Below are 18,913 nucleotides of genomic sequence, written 5' to 3'. Positions count from 1 at the left end.
TTCAAGCCGCGAGGTCGAGGGCTCGAGGCTATAGAAATACAGCCACTTTCATCACCATGATCTACATGATAGCGAGCCCTGCCGCTGAAATATTGAAATCCACTTGAAACGTCGAAGAGCCAAAAAAAACAGCAAAAAAAAGCCGCGCTATAAAAGCGCGGCACCTTGGGCTCGGTTAAAGGGGGTTTCTTTTTTTTAGTATTTTACATTCTCTGTTTTTGTTATTGGGTTGCTTCTCTATCCCTGTGCTTTCAGTTTTAGACGCATAGCATGCAGCACTGGCTCGGTGTAACCACTAGGCTGAGCGCAGCCTTCGAATACCAACTGACACGCTGCTGAAAATGCAATACTGTTTTCAAAGTCAGGTGCCATATTGCGGTAGCTCGGGTCGCTAGCGTTTTGCTCATCCACCACTGCGGCCATGCGCTTCATGGTTTTCATTACTTGGGCTTCATTACAAATCCCATGACGTAACCAGTTCGCAATGTGTTGGCTCGAAATACGCAGCGTAGCGCGGTCTTCCATCAAACCTACATCGTTAATATCTGGCACCTTAGAACACCCGACGCCTTGGTCAATCCAACGCACTACATAACCAAGAATACCTTGCGTATTGTTGTCCAATTCGTTTTGGATATCTTTCGCAGTCAGCTTTTGATTACCTAATAGCGGAATAGTCAGAATATCATCAACGTTCGCTCTCACTCGCTCGCGAAGCTCTTTCTGACGACTTGGTACACTCACCTTGTGATAGTGCAGAGCATGCAAAGTCGCGGCAGTTGGAGAAGGAACCCAAGCAGTATTTGCGCCCGCTTGTGGGTGTCCGATTTTCGCGTCCATCATCTTGGCCATATTGTCTGGCTCTGGCCACATACCTTTACCAATTTGGGCTTTACCTTGCAGGCCACAAGCTAAGCCAAGATCAACGTTCTGATCTTCGTATGCGCCAATCCAAGTCATGGTTTTCAGCTGTGTTTTAGGAGCAAATGGTCCCGCTTCCATGCTGGTGTGAATCTCATCACCCGTTCGGTCTAAGAAACCTGTGTTGATGAACACAACACGATCTTTAGCCGCTCGAATACATTCTTTAAGGTTAACCGAAGTACGACGCTCTTCGTCCATGATGCCAACTTTGATCGTGAATCGATCTAGCCCTAATGCATCTTCAATACGGCCAAACAGTTCATTGGTGAAGGCGACTTCTTCAGGACCATGCATCTTAGGTTTAACTATATTGATGCTGTTCGCGGTCGAGTTTTGGTACGCGCTGTTGCCTTTTAAATCATGCATCGCGATTAGCGAAGTGATCATGCCATCCATAATGCCTTCAGGGACTTCGTTACCGTCAGCATCAATAATGGCAGGGTTGGTCATCAGATGGCCCACGTTGCGGATGAACAACATGCTGCGACCTTTCAGCGAGATCTCGCCTCCCGTCACACTGGTGTATTGACGATCTGGATTTAGGTTACGAACGATGGTTTTGCCGTTTTTCTCTAGCGACTCTTGTAAGTCACCTTTCATCAAACCTAACCAGTTACGGTAAGCCAGTGCTTTGTCTTCACCATCAACCGCAGCGACCGAGTCTTCGCAATCCATAATGGTGGTGAGAGCCGATTCCACCAGCACATCTTTAATACCAGCCACATCAACGCTGCCAATTGGCGCGCTCGGGTCAATTTGAATTTCGATATGGAGATTATTGTGCTTAAGCAGAATGCTTGAAGGGGCACTCGCATCACCTTGATAACCAATGAACTGGTTGCGATCAATCAGAGTGACTTCTTCGCCGTTATCTAAGGTCGCTGTCAGTGTATTGCCAATACTGACGTTGCTGATGCTGTATTTGGTCACGTCTTTATGAGAGACACCGTTTAACGGTGCAGCGTCATCAAGGAAACCTCGAGCGTAGCTCACTACTTTAGCGCCACGTACAGGATTAAAGCTTCCACCCTTTTCTGCACCATCACTTTCGCTGATGACATCGGTTCCGTAGAGCGCATCGTATAAACTGCCCCAACGCGCATTAGCTGCGTTAAGTGCAAAACGTGCATTCATAATAGGTACAACAAGCTGCGGACCCGCTTGTGTTGCAATTTCAGGCTCAACGCTGGCGGTCGTTACTTGAAAGTCATCGCCCTCAGGAACTAGGTAGCCAATCTGCTGTAAGAACTGTTTGTACTCGGCCGCATCTAGCGTTTGTCCCGCACGCTCTTGGTGCCAAACGTCAATTTGATGTTGAAGATCTTCACGCTTGATAAGCAGTGCGCGGTTCTTGGGAGCCAAGTCTTCAAGGATAGTTGCAAATGATTGCCAAAAGTCTTCAGCGACAATGCCTGTTCCAGGAATTACCTGCTCATTAATTAATTGGTAGAGGGTGCTATCAATGTTCAAGCTTCCCTGTTGAATACGACTGCTCATAAAATCTCTCTCAAACTAACTGATGACTACTCATTAAATCTACGTAACTGGCTTAAATTCACGTTACTAGCTCAAATTTACGTTACTAGATTAAACTTACGCAACGGACATAAATTTAGCTAATTTATGCCAGTTATACTGGATATTCACAAAAAAAATACCCTACAAACTGTGTTATTCCGTCACTCCACTCTCGATTTCATTAGCGACACTTTTAATCAAGCGACGCATCCACTGATGGTCGGGATTGGTTTGCAACAATGGACTCCACGCCATCTTCACCTCAAAGGGTTCAATCGCAAATGGCGCAGGCTTGATCAACAATCTAGGGTTATTGCGCTGCAGTTGAGCCGCTTTGGTTGGAATGGTCAGGATCAGATTCTTTTGTTGTGCGAAGAGAATCGCCGACAAATAGTGTCGAGTAAACACCGTGATATTGCGCGTTTTACCAATGCGCATTAATGCTTCATCTATCCAACCGAGCTTTTGCGCTTCGCTTGGGTTGATCCCAACTCCGGTTCCCATTCCGGTCTTACTTACCCAGATATGTTGCGCCTTTAGATAAGACAAAATATCGAAGTTGTCGGCTATTGGATTATCACAACTAAATAGGCAAGAAAACCCGTCGTGCCAAAGGCTCATTTGGTGGAACGACTGTGGAATATCGTCAAATCGATTGATAATTATATCAACGGTACCTTGCTCTACATCCTGATAACTCACGTCACTTGGCGTCATGATATCCAGTCGTATTTTCGGCGCAATCTCGCTTAACCTTTTCAGAAGGGGTTGAATAATAGTCGACTCAGCGTAGTCACTTGCCATGATACGAAACACGCGTTCACTGTCTTCTGCATTAAATTCCGTGGTCGGCTGCAGTGTCTTCTCTACATTAACCAAGATGTTTCGAATCAGTGGTTGCAACTTATGTGCTCGTTCGGTCGGTATCATCCCTTCACTTGTTCTCACCAATAGCGGATCTTCAAACAGATCACGCAATCGGCGTAGGCCATTACTCATGGCTGGCTGAGTAATACCCAGTTGATTTGCTGCACGCGTTACGTTTCTTTCACGTAGCAACATGTCTAAATACACAAGTAAATTAAGGTCTACACGAGCAATATTCATAAGAAAAATACCGAACATAATAACTATAAATTAACAAAATTATCACATACATGGTTATTCTTTGTCCATGGTTAGATTTAATCCAAATCAAATGACCTCGCCAAATTGGCCAACATGTCCACGTGAAACTAAGGAATAGTTATGTCGCAAATTACACAAGATATCGAAAAGATTGAAGTTGCAAAAAGCGCTGCTGGTGCTCCATGGGATGCAATTAACCCTGAATCTGCAGCCCGTATGCGAGCTCAAAACAAATTCAAAACAGGTCTGGATATTGCGCAATACACGGCAGATATTATGCGTGCAGACATGGCGGCTTACGACGAAGATAGCTCTCAATACACTCAGTCTCTGGGTTGCTGGCATGGTTTCATCGGCCAACAAAAACTGATTTCTATTAAAAAGCACTTTGATGGCAAGACAGACCGTCGTTACCTATACCTTTCAGGTTGGATGGTCGCGGCACTTCGCTCTGACTTCGGTCCACTTCCAGACCAATCAATGCATGAGAAAACCTCGGTTGCAGGCCTAGTAGAAGAGCTATACACCTTCCTACGCCAAGCAGATGCTCGTGAGTTAGGTGGTTTGTTCCGTCAACTAGACGCGGCGCGTGAAGCTGGCGATGTGAATCTACAAGACCGAATCCAAGACAAAATCGACAACCACGTAACACACGTAGTGCCAATCATTGCCGATATCGATGCTGGTTTCGGTAACGCAGAAGCGACTTACCTAATGGCTAAGCAGATGATTGAAGCGGGCGCATGTTGTCTACAAATCGAAAACCAAGTAGCCGATGAGAAGCAATGTGGTCACCAAGACGGCAAAGTAACGGTTCCTCATGCTGACTTCCACGCAAAACTTCGCGCACTTCGTTACGCTTTCCTTGAACTAGGCATCGACAATGGCGTTATTGTTGCTCGTACCGATTCACAAGGTGCTGGTCTAACAAAAGAAATCGCAGTAGTGAAAGAACCGGGCGACCAAGGTGATATCTACAACTCATACCTAGATGTTGAAGAGATCGATGTTGCTGATATGGCTGAAGGCGATGTTTGCTTCAACCGCGACGGCAAGCTAGTTCGTCCTAAGCGTCTGCCTTCAGGCTTATACCAATTCCGCGAAGGTACTGGTGAAGACCGCTGTGTATTCGACTGTATTGAAGCAATCAACGCAGGTGCTGACCTTCTTTGGATTGAGACTGAGAAACCACACATCGGTCAAATCAAAGAGATGATGGATGGCGTACGTGAAGTACACCCTAATGCGAAACTGGTTTACAACAACTCTCCATCATTCAACTGGACATTAAACTTCCGCCAACAAGCATACGATGCAATGGCAGCAGCAGGTAAAGATGTATCAGCTTACGACCGTGCAAGCCTAATGAGTGCGGAATACGATGAAACTGAACTGTCTGCAAGCGCTGACGAGAAGATTCGTACATTCCAAGCGGACGCATCTCGCGAAGCGGGTATATTCCACCACTTGATTACTCTGCCGACTTACCACACTGCAGCACTGTCTACCGACAACCTTGCAAAAGAATACTTCGGTGACCAAGGCATGTTGGGCTACGTTGCTAATGTTCAACGTAAAGAGATTCGCCAAGGTATCGCATGTGTTAAACACCAAAACATGTCTGGCTCAGACATGGGTGATGACCACAAAGAGTACTTTGCTGGTGAGAATGCACTAAAAGCAGCAGGTGAAGCGAATACATCGAATCAATTTGATTAATCGCTAGCACTTTTGATTAGTCGCTAAGACTAAAGCCTCCCCCGCCCTTCTCTCTTACTTAGGTAAGATCCGGGGGAAGGCTTTGAGATAAAGCTACTACTGCCAGCTTTATCTCAAAGCCTCAGATTTGTGTTCCACACCACGGTTAACCGAACAACTTCTGTTTAAGCTAACTGTATCCATATTTGTTCAGATTCATATTTGTTGAGATTCTTATTTTTTGAGAGTGCCTATGACTTCAATTCCGACACACCTACAAGATGCAAAAACACTATTATCAGAAAATGGTTTCGCAACGGGTGATACTTGGTATCACGGCACATCTTCAGCTTTACTCGCGTCTATTCAAGATCAAGGGCTTAAGCGCTCTGGAGACAAAGCGCTCAATGAAGCCGCTTCAAAAACCATGGCGACCATCGGTAACAACTACACCGAATCGGTTGAACCAGTGTTTCTCACCCAGAGCAAAGAACTGGCGTATTACTGGGCTCAGCAAACCATTCGCGAGCGCAGCACTCGTTTTGAGGGTGAAGAACAACCTATCGTGTTAGCCGTCAATCTATCTGACAAACAACAAGCAAAAGTCAGACCGGATGTAGGCGCAATGAGCCTGTTGATGATGAGTGTTGGCGAGCAATTTATGACTCACTTGACTGAGATCTATCAAGAGAACAACATCGCAGGCCCCGACATCGAGCTTCGCTCAGCCGATCGTATGGACTATCTGAATAAACTTGGGATGGCCTACATTGATGAAGACATCAGCCGAGCTTGTGTTCAAGAGTTATCGGAACCCGCATTGGCAAACTAGTAACGTTTAAAAACGCCTCCAAGTAGAATAAAAATGGCTCCTAATTAGGAGCCATTTTTTATGTGCGAAGTTATTCACATGCTAGTTAATCAATAGACCAGTTAATTTATGGACCAGTTAATCTATAGACACAGACGACCTTGCTGTGCAGGTTGCGTCATTTCAATGTCACCTTGTAGCGAGCGATACACAACGGTATTCCACACTTCACCGTTATCCATTTCAAACTCGATAGCATAGTTCAAACCCGCGACAACCTGAGTTCGAACACTCAAGATCTGTTTGAGCTTAGCAGAGGTGTTCATTTGGCCAAGAACGACGTCTAACGCTTGCTTAGCTTGTGGTGTGATATCACTTTGCGACCAACCACCCGTCAGATTTTTAGTGCTACAAATCGGATTCGCATTCTCTTGTAATTGAACTGGAACCTCAGATTTCTGACTGCATCCTGCTAACACAGCGACACTAAACAAGGTTGCTACTCCAAGTAATGATGTTAATCGTACTTTCTTCATAAATTCTCTCTACCTCTGTCATTCACGAGGCGTTACCCACAATGATGTTTCATATGCAGACAAGCTTAAACCTCGAATGTCATCACTTCATCAGAAATTATGCTGTAACGATCCCCTAAACACAGAACACTGTCAGAAAAACAAAGCCGAGCACTCATGCTCAGCTTTTTATCTCAATGGCTTAAATATCATTGATGATAAAAAGCCATTGAGGTTAGTGTCTTAATGAAAGTACACCAACATTTCGACATCATCCCCTTGCTGTTCTGAACTGAGTAAGAAGTGCACATATCCTTCTTCTGTTACAGGGATTTGTAGGTACTCATTGCTACCACGGTAATCAGACGCATAGTCATGTTGCTCTGCCGTTGGCCAATATGAGTGACTGGCGAACAGATCAACGTTGCCTCGATTTGGTTGCTCAGTATTCTTATCGTTCAACCACACTCGAACCTCTTGTACGCCCTGTGGTACATAGACTGCTGCATAACGTCGTTGGTGCACAGTCAATACTTGAGCCTGACCGGATTCCAATACTACAGGCGTTAAATCATCTTGTTCTTGTGTTGGTGGTGTTGGCGTTTCTGTTTCTAGCGAAGCCAACAGTGCCACATCATTGAAATCGGTACGCCCCGCAATACTCATGTAGTAGCGTCCCGGTTTGATATAACCTGATGCCTCTGGTTCAAACGTCACATGCTCATTGCTACCATTACCATATTGGCTGAATTCAAAATCATAGTAATGCGCCTGTTTGTTGTAACTCACGTAGAGGTCAGCATCACCTTGGCTTTGTCCTAGAGCATGACCTTCAATAGAAACCTCGAAATGCTTGGTGTTTTCTGGCACATCAACATAAAACAACTGCTCGCTATACGCCTCTCCGCTCAGCACTACGCTTTGGTTCGCGACAAGCACAGTGAACTTCTCGGTGGGATCAGTTGGCTCTCCTGGATTCGGATCCGGGTTTGGTATTTCAGACTCGGTTGAGACAGATTCTAACCAACGCTCAAACTCACCATTGTATTGTTGCCCATACACTTTCACTTGCTGCGCCCATTCGGCAAACTGACCAGAACGAGACAATGCCAATAAGCTTTCCACGTCTTGCGGGTGTTCTTCCATCATAAAGCGCACCGCTAGGTAACCCCATCGGTAGATACGATTAGAATCGTGGGAGTAAGTGGTCGCAAACACATCCGACAGACTCATTTTTCCACTAGCAATCAAATTAATCGCGGCATCGTAGCCTTGCTGGTAATGCATGAACTCGGCAAAACCTTCTAGCCACCACACTACATAGCCATGAGCCAAATTGTCACTAAAGGAACCATACTGGTTAAAGCGCGCATCGAGATAGTGAGTATATTCATGCTCTAAATTGAGAATAGAAAGGTCATCGCCATTGGCGTAACGGTAAGCAACGAAACGTGCCACGTTACCCACTTCAGCAGGGTTTCCTTCTAAATACTGACCGCCGTTATCGGTGGAGTTTCCAAACAAGAATGCAGAGTAATCGGTGTAGCTGCCTTTACTGCCAAATACCGCCACTTCAACGCGGTTGTTGTTATCGTCGGCTACAGGTTGTTGGCCCGTATTCGCCACTTGATGAAACTGTGCTTCTTTGGCCGCCAACACATCACACGCTTCAATGGCTTGTGACGCACTCAAATCTTGAGATCGAATAATGGCAGGCCCTTGGCATTCATGACGATTAGGTAGAACACGCATCGCTAAATCACGTTTTGCTTGCTCAAGATCCAATCCGTTTAAGCCTTCAGGAGCGTAATACCCCATCATCTCAACCGCTGCTAACCAAAGTTTGTCGTGCTCACTGCCAAGCGGGTTTTGTGCCATCACTTGCTGCATAACTCGCAACGCTTTGTCTTTAGTTTCTTTATTTGGGCTTGCAAGCAAGCGACCTGTTTCACGGACTGCGTTATAAACAAGAAAGCCGGCATCAGTATCCAGTGCCCATGAGTTATCACGAGCGAACGCTGCAAGTGTATCGATATGCTGAGTATGACTCGCCATATAATCGTAAAAATCATCTCTAGCCGCGTGACCAGCCATTGCTCGAAACAGATTGTTTAGCCCGTCGACCCATTGTGAGTCTTGCGCGGTCTCTCTATTGAAGTGACTCAGTGCCGCAAGTTGTGCATCCATTGTGAGTGGCAGTTGCTTTACGTTATCAACCATTAGCGTCAGGCTTTTCATTGCGCCAACTTGTTCACGACCTTGGTTTAGCGCATTAGGATTAGTAAGGAAGGCAATGGTTGACTGAGCAAACCGCTGGCTCAACGCTTCACTGAAGTCTTGTGCTTGCGCGTTATAGCGAACGTAATAAGCCGCACGAACAAACTCACCAAGGTTTTCTAGCCTACGAGCTTGTTCAGGTTCGCCTCGATAACGGGCTATTTCTAGGTTCAGCGTAAATTGAATGCGACTTAAGCTCGCTTCGCTGTAGATATTGTTCAATGAACTTTCATCTGCCGAGAACCAAGCGCTATAACAAGCGTTGTCTGCTGCTGAAACTGAAGAAGCAAGATCAGATGCCTGTTGAAGATCAGCAACATCACATTGATTTTCGGCAAAAGAAAAACTAGAAACACTGGCGATCATGCAAGCAAGTGCCAAACGATGACGGGGGAATAAACGGGGATGAGACATACGACACTCATTAGTTAATTGTATATTTAGGGTCGCCGTTATATTCCTTACAACTAACAAGGTGAATTTACTTGCATATGATTTATGAGATTGGTTCAAAAAATAGATATTTCACGTTATTTTATAAATTCAAAAGTTTATGCTCGACTTAACTACACTTGGATCAAATACAGGAACATCCAACACAAACTGTTGATAGTAATGTATTTTATTCTTACATGATTTAGTCAATATATGACAAGCCTATGTTGTTAAGGGGCCGTGCAAGTAGTAGAATCTTGCCCGATTATGCAACTTATCCCTCAAGTAATAGGCTCAAGTAAAGTTACGACAGACTCGCTCCAAGTAACATGACTCAAAAAAATACTAAAAAATTTGTGTCCTGTAGACAGTGCAGATCGAATAAAAATAATTATATAAACCTAGGCTAGGTTCGGTTAATCAAATGAAAATAACGTCGTCTTTAGGCTCACTGTTGGCTAGCAGTCTGTCTATCGAAATAAAACAGCGAGCGCTGATAGAGCTCGTCATCAATACTTATCAGCCACAAGAGCGCACTGCTCTTTTCCAAAGCGTGACTGAATATCGTAGAAGCCAATTAGAATTGCTTTTCCCTGAGCATCAAAACAAAAGCTATTCGGTATTGTTTGAGGTGATGGACTACCGCGATCTGATTCTGCGCTATCCAAACACACTATCTGCAGAGGTTGTTCTTCTAGAGCAGGCCGTAGGCCAGTGCTACATGCATTGGTTAGATTTTTGGTGTGAATGTGAAATTGCCGCAATCAAAGCAAAATCACCATTGAACACCAAGTCCCCTTCTTCTGTTGATCTGCCCATTAAAGATAGTGCCTACTACGGTGCAATCGTTGAACACATCGAAGATGCTCAACTTGTAGTGCAAACGCCCTGTCACCCACAAGGAATGTCAATCAGCGATGCCATTGCTTTAAGCAATCTTGAGGTGTTCATCAAGGGCGAGAAATGGTTTGAGATGCTGCCTTTATTACACCTTTCTCAGTCAGGTAAGCATTTTATTCTACTCAAACATCCAGTTGATGAAGCCTTTCCGACACTGGTTTCCTCTGCGCTGATTCAAGATTGGTCAAAGAGTGATACGTGGTTAAGTTACGCGCCCCCGTTCAGCAATGAGCAATGGCACTACTGTTTACCCAATCACGGTTACGACGAACTGGCGAAGCTACAACTTTTCACACCGCCTACACTGTCAAAGTGTTACTCTCTGCCAGAATTTGACCAGCAATTCCAGTTACAATTGTCGGCTAAACACGACCTATGTGAAGTACTGCGTCTGACAGTCAGTGGCAAGACTCAACAAAAGCTCTATTTCCTCTATCTTGCTCAAAAAGAGCTGATGAGTGTCTTACACCAAATAGGGTACAAAATCGGTTTCACTATTATCGAGCAACCTTTCATGCTTCAGTTTTATCAAACTATTGAACCCAATGCGTACTTCCACTCAGGGTATTGCGAATTAAATGATGACGGCACAACAATTTATCGTGGGTTCTGGAATTTCGAGATGATGGCAAAAGCATTCAATGACGTCGATTTTCGCAGCTACAAAAGCGCAGTGCGTGAGAGCCGAAAGCTAAGCTCACTAGAAAAATTGAGCTCTGCAGAAAAAACAATCTCAGCAAAAACGATCTCAGAAAAAAAAGTAAGGGCAGTATTAAAACCGAGTTCGGTAAGAAAGGATGAACATGTTTGATTTTGGCCTAGAGGCGATCATCTATGCAAAAGCAATCACGCTGCTTGCTACCGTGGCTGTGGTTGTTATGTGGTTGCTCTATTATTGCTACCGCCTAAAACAAAAAAACGAAGTCATTGCGGGGACACACCATGCCCCGTACATCGCCTATTCGATCTGTATTGTTGCGTGGATCAGTAGCAACGCCTATTTCCATACCGATTTATTGCCAGAACTTGGGGCCTCGGCCGCTGTGTTCGCGGCAAAGTTTGCCAACCTCGCCTCTTTCTTTGCGTTTGCCTTTGCCTATTACTTCTCGTGCAAACTCGCAGCCGAACAACGTAATGGTAAGGTTCATGCGTGGCAGCAAGCCATTTTTGTCACACTGACTGTCTACTCCTTCTTTATCAATTTAAGTCCGGGGTTAACCGTTGAACATGTCACGATTGCTGGCCCAAGCCAGTTCGTGATCGAGTTTGGCACACACACACCGTACTTCTTTATCGGGATGATCAGCTTCGTTGTCCTGACGCTATTCAACCTCGTGGCCATGCGCGCCAACAGCAGCAAGCTTACCTTAGCCAAAACCAACTACATGATCGCGGGCATCTTAGTGTTCATGCTGTCTACTGCGACAATCCATCTAGGTATGACCTACTTCTTGCGTGACTTCTCACTCACTTGGCTGCCACCCGCCTTGTCGATCAGTGAGATGTTGTTCGTTGGCTATGCTCTACTGACCTCTCGCTTCTATAGCGTGAAATACCTTGCGTACATGAGCCTAAATACGTTGTTGGTGTGTGCAATTTTGGTGATACCTTTTGGCGCGATATTTATCCCACTGACAGACGATAACCAATGGCTCATTGCTATCCCGATCTGCGCAGTTATCGGCATCACTTGGCATTTACTCTACAAACGTGTGAGCGACTACGCCTCCTTCTTTATCTACGGAAACAAGAAAACGCCAGTACAACAGATCCTCGCGCTAGAAGAGGATTTCAAGCTTTCAATTGATGATGCAATGCGTCGTTTGGGTAGCCTACTGCAAATTCCAGAAGATAAGCTACGTCTAGTTAACAGCAACTACAACGAAACCTTCTACGAAGATTATCTGTCTACTAACAAGTCCGTTTTAGTGTTCGATGAGTTGTCTCAGGAGCTTGATTATACAGCGCCAGCCAAGCGCTCAATCAAAGCCCTGTATGACAAGATGAGCTCCAACGATACCGCCTTGGTGATGCCTCTGTTTGGCCAAGGGAAATCGGTCACGCACTTGTTAGTATCATCACACAAGAGCAACGATCAGATGTTCTCTAACGAAGAGATCTCTGCCCTGCAAACCTTGTTAACTCGAGTACAAAGCACTATCGAAGCCGATAGACGCATCCGCCAAAGTCGTGCCCTTGCTAACTCAATCGCTCATGAAATGCGTAATCCACTGGCTCAAGTGCAATTACAATTTGAACTACTAAAACAGCACATTGATAATCAAGCACCAGCGAAACAGATCTTACTTGATATTGAGAACGGCCAAGCTGCGATTCAACGTGGTCGACAGCTGATTGATATCATCTTGCGAGAAGTCAGTGACAGCTCACCTGAGCATGGACCAATCACCATGACCTCTATCCACAAGGCCGTGGATCAAGCCGTCAGTCATTATGGCTTTGAGAACGAGAAGATCATTGAGCGAATTCGTTTACCACAACATGCTGATTTTGTGGCAAAACTGAATGAAACCCTATTCAACTTCGTTATTTTCAACCTGATACGTAACGCGATCTACTACTTTGACTCTTATCCAGACAGCCAAATTGAGATCAGCACCAAAACAGGGGCTTACGAGAACGTCCTCACATTCCGTGATACCGGCCCCGGCATTGACGAAGCCATTGTTCATAAAATCTTTGATGACTTCTTCTCTTACCAAAAAAGCGGTGGTAGTGGTTTAGGTTTGGGCTACTGCCAACGTGTGATGCGTTCATTTGGTGGCAAAGTTGAATGCCATTCCAAACTTGGCGAGTTTACTGAGTTCCACCTGTACTTCCCTGTTGTGCCCAATGCACCCAAAGCAGACGCGCTTCGTACACCTTACTTCAATGATTGGAAAAGTAACCAAGCCGCAACTGAAAACAAAACCAACGTAGACGCTAAGCCAGACAACCAAGCGGCAACGCAAAATTCAGAACCAACAAGCACGCTAACCCCAGGGAATCATTTGGCTCCAACCGTACTGATCGTCGATGATAAAGAAGTACAACGCACGCTTGTTCAAATGTACTTGAGTCGACTTGGCGTCAATAGCTTACAAGCCAAAAACGGTGAGAATGCCGTCGAACTGTTCAAAACACACAAGGTCGATTTGATCTTAATGGACGTACAAATGCCGATAATGAATGGTTTTGACGCAAGCCAAATTATCAAGGCACGCTCTCCTCAAACGCCAATTATTGCTTTGTCTGGCGAATCAGGACAACACGAGTTAGAAATGATCAGCAAACTGATGGATGGTCGCCTAGAGAAGCCAACCTCTTTGAAGGCACTGCAACACGTACTGGACAACTGGCTAGAGAAAGGCTGGGCGTCAAGCGCTTCTAAAGAAACAGAAAGTGAATAACTGGCTACGGTAAAGCGGATCAATGGTTAAATAGTTAAATAGTTAAATAGTTAATAAAAAATGCCCTCAAGAGATGTATTGAGGGCATTTTTTTTGGTCAACTCATTGAATCAATTAAAAACAATCACAGTTAAAGCTTACTGATGGTTGGCTTCAACCATCGCCGTTTCGATCAAATCCAGTAACCATTTGTATTTGGCAGAGTGTTGGTTTTTCTTATGAAGATAGGCAAATACCTCCATTTTCTCTGCATCTTCTTCTAATCCTTCAATCACAATCGAGCGCAATACTCCCTTGTGCTGTTCGATCACCGGAGGCATGCAGGGTGCGATCATATTGGAATGCTTAATCGTTTCTATTAACCCAATAACTGACGTCGTTCGAAGCGCCATATTAATCGATTTACCTTGGCTTAAAACTTCTTCTTCCAATCGCGAGTGTTTGTTTTGGTCGAAGTAAGCAAGGTCTACATGCGCAAATGGAAAGGACAACAAATCATCTATCTGTGCTACATCCTCTTTAAAAGGATGGTCGACTCTTACTGCCAATACAAATTTTAGGGTCACGAGAGGCACGGCAATGATCTCGGCGGGCTGGTTTTCAGCTTCAAAGTGAATAACAAAATCAATCTCATCACTCTTAAGTCTTTCCAGTGAATCTTGGGAGCTAGTATGACTAATCAACCTCGAAAGTGGACTTTCATCTGAGAGTTGATGAAACAGAGAGGGTGTTAACCAAGGCAAAAGGTGCGGGTTCGCCTCTATCTTAAAATCTTCGCTTAGTTCGGCAGGAGTAAACTGTTTACCCTCTTCTATCGCCGTGACCAACCCGTCCAATAGTGGAAATACACGTCGATACAGTTCATCAGAATAAGGCGTCGGGAGAAACTGCTTATTGGACAAAACAAATAGCTCTTCACCTAACGATTCCTTAAGCTTTTTGACGCTTTGGCTTACCGCTGGTGTCGAGACAAACAGCTTTTCAGCTGCTTTGCGCAAGCTTTTTTCCTGATACACCACCACAAACACTTTCAATAAGTTCAAATCGACATTATTCAGTTTCATACCCAAACCATAAACCACTACTTAACGAATGGTTAAGTTTATATGAATTAACTTAACGATGTCCACTTTGTATAGTTACCTCACCTTCACGCAGTACACGGATGTAGTGAGATAAATTTATGAGGCATCTATGTTATTACAACGTTCAATCCTTTCTCTAACTCCTTTGTTTCTGGTGAGTGTCGCGTTCGCGGAAGAAGCCGAAATTCAAGATATGTCAGATCCGTTAGCCGTCTATACACAAGGTGGCTTCGGTTACACAGACAAAGGCTTAAACCTGAAAATCGGGCAAACCTATGACACTGGTAGCGATACGACCATGGGTATGAATGTCTTCGAAGTCAAAGGCATCGCTGGTGAAGCCATTGGTTGGAATAACCGAGGCGCAGATGACAGTATCGATTCGATTCGTTTCAGAAACTTCGGCGTAGACTTAACCAATGGTCGAGGCACACAAGTCGATATGTCTTGGGATTTCGATAGTAATCAAGGTAGTGCGTCATACAGCTTTATACAGGCTCTTCCACAAATGGGCATGTTTAACTTCTATCCGCTTGCGGGTGTTGGTGTTGCTGCAGGTGAGGAGTTGGTTGAAGGCTCTGGAGGCAACCTCGACGCGGATCAACTTCGTGATCGCTACAACATGCACGGTACTTTCTACGTGGCGGGTATGTACGCAAAAATGCAACTTACCGACAAGATTTGGTTGAACTATAACCCTATGTATTTAGGCACGATGTCTGGTTCATCAACTTTCAAAGATTATGGATTCGAGGGCAGTGATTCTGTACTCGCACATGAGTTTGCTGCGAGCTACCAGATTAACCCAAGGGCGAACGTTCGTTATTTTGCAAATTGGACAGAAAACACCAGTATCGAAGACGGTGATCACCGCATCGAATTTAACTATCAGTTTTAAGCAGTCACTTTCTGCTTGGATGAGCTCTTTCAGTTTGAACCAATGATTTCTGTTCGACGAGCCATTCCCGTTTTGACGAATAATTTTGAGTTTTGAGGACACATTATGAATATGATATCTAAAGCCTTTGTTGGTAGTTTCACTTGCCCATTACGCTCAGCTGCCATGCTAGTTTTTGTAACAGCCTTGTTTTCAGCCACAGCGATAGCAGGCAACGGTGATGCGACAGAAACGATCCAAACGCGAGCAGGTGACTTTACTTTCGAAACCGACTTTCTTCATGGCATTCCAACACAAGAAAGCTCAGCAAAACTGTTTGAACTGATGGACTATCAACGCGCGTCACAAGCTTACATTTGGTCCGTGCCTTTGGTGTCAAACTACGCATGGAAACAAGCCTATGCCGACATGGGTGCAGAGGATGGTCAAATTACTTATGTTGAGTCTCATGAATCTAAGCTAGGAGGTTTAACTTACAATACCTCTACGCCTTACGCGATTACTTGGTTTAACGTAGAAAAAGAGCCCGTTATTATAGAAATCCCAACAAATGAACTGCGCGGCGCAGTACACACCATGTGGCAAATCGGTATTTCTCAGATGACTGAGCCGGGCGTCTACGTGGTAAAAGCCAAAGGGTCTGAAACACCGAGCAACCTGCCAAAAGGCGCTAAGGTTTTTGAGTCAGACACCAACTATGTTTTCTTGGGTGTTCGCTTAATGGCTAAATCAGATCAGCAACGTATGAAAGACTTAGAAGCATTAAAAATTACTGACCTTAACGGCAAGCCGCTCAGTAGCAAAGGCGTAAACTTCCCTGAACGTGGTGACGATGCTAAGCACCCACGTGGTATGGCATTTTGGGAAACGTTGAATGAAGCCATTCAAGCTGAGCCAGTAGCAGAGCGCGACCGCATAATGCACGACATGTTACGCCCATTAGGTATTGAAAAAGGCAAAGCATTTACTCCATCAGCTCAGCAGCGTGACATCTTAGAACAAGCTGTAATCATGGGTGAAGCTATGGTCAAAAACATCGATTTCAACAAAACAGAACGTCTACCACATGCGGCTTACGGTAAAGAAGGGAATTCGTGGGAAATCGCAACGGCTTCAACACCAAACCAAGACCGTCACTATGGTATGGACCTCGATGGACGCGCAGCTTGGTTTTATGAAGCCGTCACTAACGACATCGCAATGCATGGATTTGAGAACGGCGGCTGGGGTCAGATTTACCTAGACAACTACCGTGACGACAATGGCAAAGGGCTAAATGGCAGTAACCACTATACTTTGACGCTAGATGGAGATGTAAATTTCGCCGATTTGTTCTGGACAATTACTGTCTACAACGTAGAGAACCGCGCCATCATCGACAACGATATTGAGCGTGCCGACGTGGGTTCTAACATTGAAGGGACAGTTAAAGATGCGCAAGGCAATTACACCTTCCACTTCTCGCCAACTAAGCCTGCTGGTGTAAATGAAGCGAATTGGGTGCAAACCCGAGAAGATGAAAACTGGTTTGTTTACTTCCGCGCTTACTCACCAAGCAAAGCGTTTGTAGAGCAGCAGCCTGAAACCTTGTTGCCTAACTTTAAGCGTGTGGACTGATCATCTAGAGCGAATCACAGATCATTTATCTATGCGTCTAAAAACTAACAGGCTCATAGAGCAAAAGAAAAGAGGAGCCTCAGAGCTCCTCTTTTTCTTTTCTATCTTCACTAATAACCGGGTAAGACCTTGATAGGTTTAATCTAAAAGTGAACGAACGTAGTCTGCAATGTCTGGGTCTTGGCAATGATCAAACAAGCATTGTTGGAAACGCTCACTGCCAACCGCTGTTTTCACGAGCTCTTGGTCGATTGCTCTTAGCGAATCAATAAAGTTATCTTTGACCACTGCGGCTTTCACCTCATTTAACAGTGCTGCGTTACGCTGTTGTGGTTCAGCTCGCTCTAGTGGATACCCATTACCACGCTCGCCTGTGAACGCTTTTTCAAAGATATAACGAATGTTGAGTTCACCAGCCCAGCCAAAGCCTTTAGCAAAAGCGAGAGCGAGAGCATTACCGTTGTTGATTTGGTTAAACAAGAACGCATCTGATGGCTCTAGGCAGTAGCCACAAACCACACCCGGATGCAGGTTCAGTGACATCAAAGCACCTTGCCCTGTTCCACATCCCGTCACAACAAAGTCCACAGCCTTTGAGTTGATGAGAATACTAGCCATGATACCTAAGTGGATATACGTTAAGTGGTGATCATTCTCGTCGGTCATACCTAGATTAAAAACATCATGACCAATGCCACCCGCCACTGACTCTAGCTCAGCTGCAACCATGGCATTTTTACCTGCCTGACTGTTTTCCATCATTAGTGCGATTTTCATTTATGTTCTCCTGCAAGATTGCTGCAAATTTAAAATTCTTAACCGTGTTTGTTACAAGGTCAGTTAACGAGCTAACCAACCACCGTCAACAGCAATGGTATAGCCGTTAATGTAATCCGATGCTGATGAGGCTAAGAACACACAAGGACCTGCGATATCTTGCGGTTTACCCCAACGTTCAGCCGGAATACGCTCAAGAATCGCTTGATTACGCACAGCATCTTCACGCAGAGCTTGAGTATTGTTCGTTTCCATATAACCGGGTGCTATCGCATTCACATTGATATTGTCGCGCGCCCATTCGTTCGCCATCGCACGTGTCACTCCCATCACAGCGCTTTTTGAAGCCGTATAGGAAGGAACTCGAATGCCACCTTGGAATGAGAGCATCGATGCAATATTAATGATCTTTCCGCCAGTGCCTTGAGCCTTAAACTGCTTTGCAACAGCCTGAGACATAAAGAACACAGTCTTAGTGTTCACGTTCATTACGTCATCCCAATCTTGCTCTGAGAACTCAATAGCATCTTGGCGGCGAATAATTCCTGCATTGTTCACGAGAATGTCGACTTGGCCAAACTCAGCCAAAGTGCGCTCTATAACCTCTGGAATGCACGCTTGATCGAGAAGATCAGCACTCACGTTTAGGAACGAATGACCTGCTGCACTCATTTTCTCAATAGTCTCTTCAGGTTCTGTTCGGTTAACACCGACAACCTTACAACCAGCTTCCGCTAGGCCTAATGCAATACCTTGCCCAAGCCCCGTGTTGCAGCCCGTCACTATCGCTACTTTACCTTCCAGACTGAATGACTCTAAGATCATGCTCGCTTCCTCAATTACATTGGATTCATTGCGTATCATTACTACCAACAATTAAATCATACAATAAGATATAAATGCGAGAGCGACGTTGTAGA

Annotated in this window: 13 protein-coding genes; 6 read left to right on the top strand and 7 right to left on the bottom strand. The window is 45.0% G+C overall.

Annotated features, from left to right (window positions below):
• Positions 1-237: 237 nt before the first annotated feature.
• Together H5300_RS14235 and H5300_RS14230 are read right to left on the bottom strand one after the other, a co-directional pair.
• Positions 238-2,421: a malate synthase G gene (locus H5300_RS14235; RefSeq protein ID WP_182796233.1), complete on the bottom strand. Its 2,184-nt coding sequence runs from the start codon at positions 2,419-2,421 to the stop codon at positions 238-240.
• Between the two features lie 174 nt (positions 2,422-2,595).
• A complete protein-coding gene (locus H5300_RS14230) occupies positions 2,596-3,549 on the bottom strand; it encodes a LysR family transcriptional regulator (RefSeq protein ID WP_017077357.1) in 954 nt (317 codons plus the stop codon).
• 141 nt (positions 3,550-3,690) lie between these two features.
• Between H5300_RS14230 and H5300_RS14225 the strand changes: the two genes are divergently transcribed.
• Both H5300_RS14225 and H5300_RS14220 read left to right on the top strand, forming a co-directional pair.
• Positions 3,691-5,289, top strand: coding sequence for an isocitrate lyase (locus H5300_RS14225; protein WP_182796232.1), 1,599 nt, complete (start codon positions 3,691-3,693; stop codon positions 5,287-5,289).
• A 232-nt stretch (positions 5,290-5,521) separates the two neighbouring features.
• Entirely contained in the window at positions 5,522-6,100 is a 579-nt protein-coding gene (locus H5300_RS14220; protein ID WP_182796231.1) for a hypothetical protein, read from the top strand.
• 122 nt (positions 6,101-6,222) lie between these two features.
• On the opposite strand, the gene H5300_RS14215 is transcribed toward H5300_RS14220, so the two are convergent.
• Positions 6,223-6,615, bottom strand: a complete 393-nt coding sequence (locus H5300_RS14215) for a cystatin domain-containing protein (protein ID WP_108086171.1) — start codon at positions 6,613-6,615, stop codon at positions 6,223-6,225.
• Between the two features lie 222 nt (positions 6,616-6,837).
• On the bottom strand, positions 6,838-9,285 hold the full coding sequence (locus tag H5300_RS14210; protein ID WP_182796230.1) for a M9 family metallopeptidase: 2,448 nt from the start codon (positions 9,283-9,285) through the stop codon (positions 6,838-6,840).
• Between the two features lie 445 nt (positions 9,286-9,730).
• Between H5300_RS14210 and H5300_RS14205 the strand changes: the two genes are divergently transcribed.
• A complete protein-coding gene (locus H5300_RS14205) occupies positions 9,731-11,017 on the top strand; it encodes an acyl-homoserine-lactone synthase (RefSeq protein ID WP_182796229.1) in 1,287 nt (428 codons plus the stop codon).
• The gene (locus tag H5300_RS14200; RefSeq protein ID WP_182796228.1) at positions 11,010-13,616 is read left to right on the top strand and encodes a hybrid sensor histidine kinase/response regulator; all 2,607 of its coding nucleotides are present in this window, start codon (positions 11,010-11,012) and stop codon (positions 13,614-13,616) included. The genes H5300_RS14205 and H5300_RS14200 overlap by 8 nt, the downstream gene beginning before the upstream one ends.
• A 137-nt stretch (positions 13,617-13,753) precedes the next feature.
• On the opposite strand, the gene H5300_RS14195 is transcribed toward H5300_RS14200, so the two are convergent.
• On the bottom strand, positions 13,754-14,680 hold the full coding sequence (locus H5300_RS14195; protein WP_182796227.1) for a LysR family transcriptional regulator: 927 nt from the start codon (positions 14,678-14,680) through the stop codon (positions 13,754-13,756).
• Between the two features lie 130 nt (positions 14,681-14,810).
• Here H5300_RS14195 and H5300_RS14190 point away from each other — a divergent pair, with 130 nt between their 5' ends.
• The gene (locus H5300_RS14190) at positions 14,811-15,599 is read left to right on the top strand and encodes a hypothetical protein (RefSeq protein ID WP_017091728.1); all 789 of its coding nucleotides are present in this window, start codon (positions 14,811-14,813) and stop codon (positions 15,597-15,599) included.
• Positions 15,600-15,704: 105 nt separating this feature from the next.
• Positions 15,705-17,216 carry a DUF1214 domain-containing protein gene (locus H5300_RS14185; RefSeq protein ID WP_182796226.1) on the top strand — a complete coding sequence of 504 codons (1,512 nt, stop codon included), beginning with the start codon at positions 15,705-15,707 and terminating at the stop codon, positions 17,214-17,216.
• A 138-nt stretch (positions 17,217-17,354) separates the two neighbouring features.
• Here the strand turns inward: H5300_RS14185 and H5300_RS14180 are convergent, their stop codons facing one another.
• Both H5300_RS14180 and kduD read right to left on the bottom strand, forming a co-directional pair.
• Positions 17,355-17,993: an RpiB/LacA/LacB family sugar-phosphate isomerase gene (locus H5300_RS14180; RefSeq protein ID WP_061022130.1), complete on the bottom strand. Its 639-nt coding sequence runs from the start codon at positions 17,991-17,993 to the stop codon at positions 17,355-17,357.
• 63 nt (positions 17,994-18,056) lie between these two features.
• Complete coding sequence (gene kduD / locus H5300_RS14175) at positions 18,057-18,818, bottom strand: 2-dehydro-3-deoxy-D-gluconate 5-dehydrogenase KduD (protein WP_017077347.1); 762 nt, start codon at positions 18,816-18,818, stop codon at positions 18,057-18,059.
• Positions 18,819-18,913: the final 95 nt, after the last annotated feature.

This window comes from Vibrio sp. SG41-7 (assembly GCF_014164465.1).
GTDB classification, from domain to species: domain Bacteria; phylum Pseudomonadota; class Gammaproteobacteria; order Enterobacterales; family Vibrionaceae; genus Vibrio; species Vibrio splendidus.
The sequence above is the reverse complement of the archived record's forward strand: the minus strand, read 5'-3'. Positions and strand labels throughout refer to the sequence as shown.

Bases quoted from the DNA above. Each gene is read 5' to 3' on its own strand.
- H5300_RS14235 (WP_182796233.1), bottom strand. From the start codon at position 2,421: ATGAGCAGTCGTATTCAACAGGGAAGCTTGAACATTGATAGCACCCTC.
- H5300_RS14230 (WP_017077357.1), bottom strand. From the start codon at position 3,549: ATGAATATTGCTCGTGTAGACCTTAATTTACTTGTGTATTTAGACATG.
- H5300_RS14225 (WP_182796232.1), top strand. From the start codon at position 3,691: ATGTCGCAAATTACACAAGATATCGAAAAGATTGAAGTTGCAAAAAGC.
- H5300_RS14220 (WP_182796231.1), top strand. From the start codon at position 5,522: ATGACTTCAATTCCGACACACCTACAAGATGCAAAAACACTATTATCA.
- H5300_RS14215 (WP_108086171.1), bottom strand. From the start codon at position 6,615: ATGAAGAAAGTACGATTAACATCATTACTTGGAGTAGCAACCTTGTTT.
- H5300_RS14210 (WP_182796230.1), bottom strand. From the start codon at position 9,285: ATGTCTCATCCCCGTTTATTCCCCCGTCATCGTTTGGCACTTGCTTGC.
- H5300_RS14205 (WP_182796229.1), top strand. From the start codon at position 9,731: ATGAAAATAACGTCGTCTTTAGGCTCACTGTTGGCTAGCAGTCTGTCT.
- H5300_RS14200 (WP_182796228.1), top strand. From the start codon at position 11,010: ATGTTTGATTTTGGCCTAGAGGCGATCATCTATGCAAAAGCAATCACG.
- H5300_RS14195 (WP_182796227.1), bottom strand. From the start codon at position 14,680: ATGAAACTGAATAATGTCGATTTGAACTTATTGAAAGTGTTTGTGGTG.
- H5300_RS14190 (WP_017091728.1), top strand. From the start codon at position 14,811: ATGTTATTACAACGTTCAATCCTTTCTCTAACTCCTTTGTTTCTGGTG.
- H5300_RS14185 (WP_182796226.1), top strand. From the start codon at position 15,705: ATGAATATGATATCTAAAGCCTTTGTTGGTAGTTTCACTTGCCCATTA.
- H5300_RS14180 (WP_061022130.1), bottom strand. From the start codon at position 17,993: ATGAAAATCGCACTAATGATGGAAAACAGTCAGGCAGGTAAAAATGCC.
- kduD (WP_017077347.1), bottom strand. From the start codon at position 18,818: ATGATCTTAGAGTCATTCAGTCTGGAAGGTAAAGTAGCGATAGTGACG.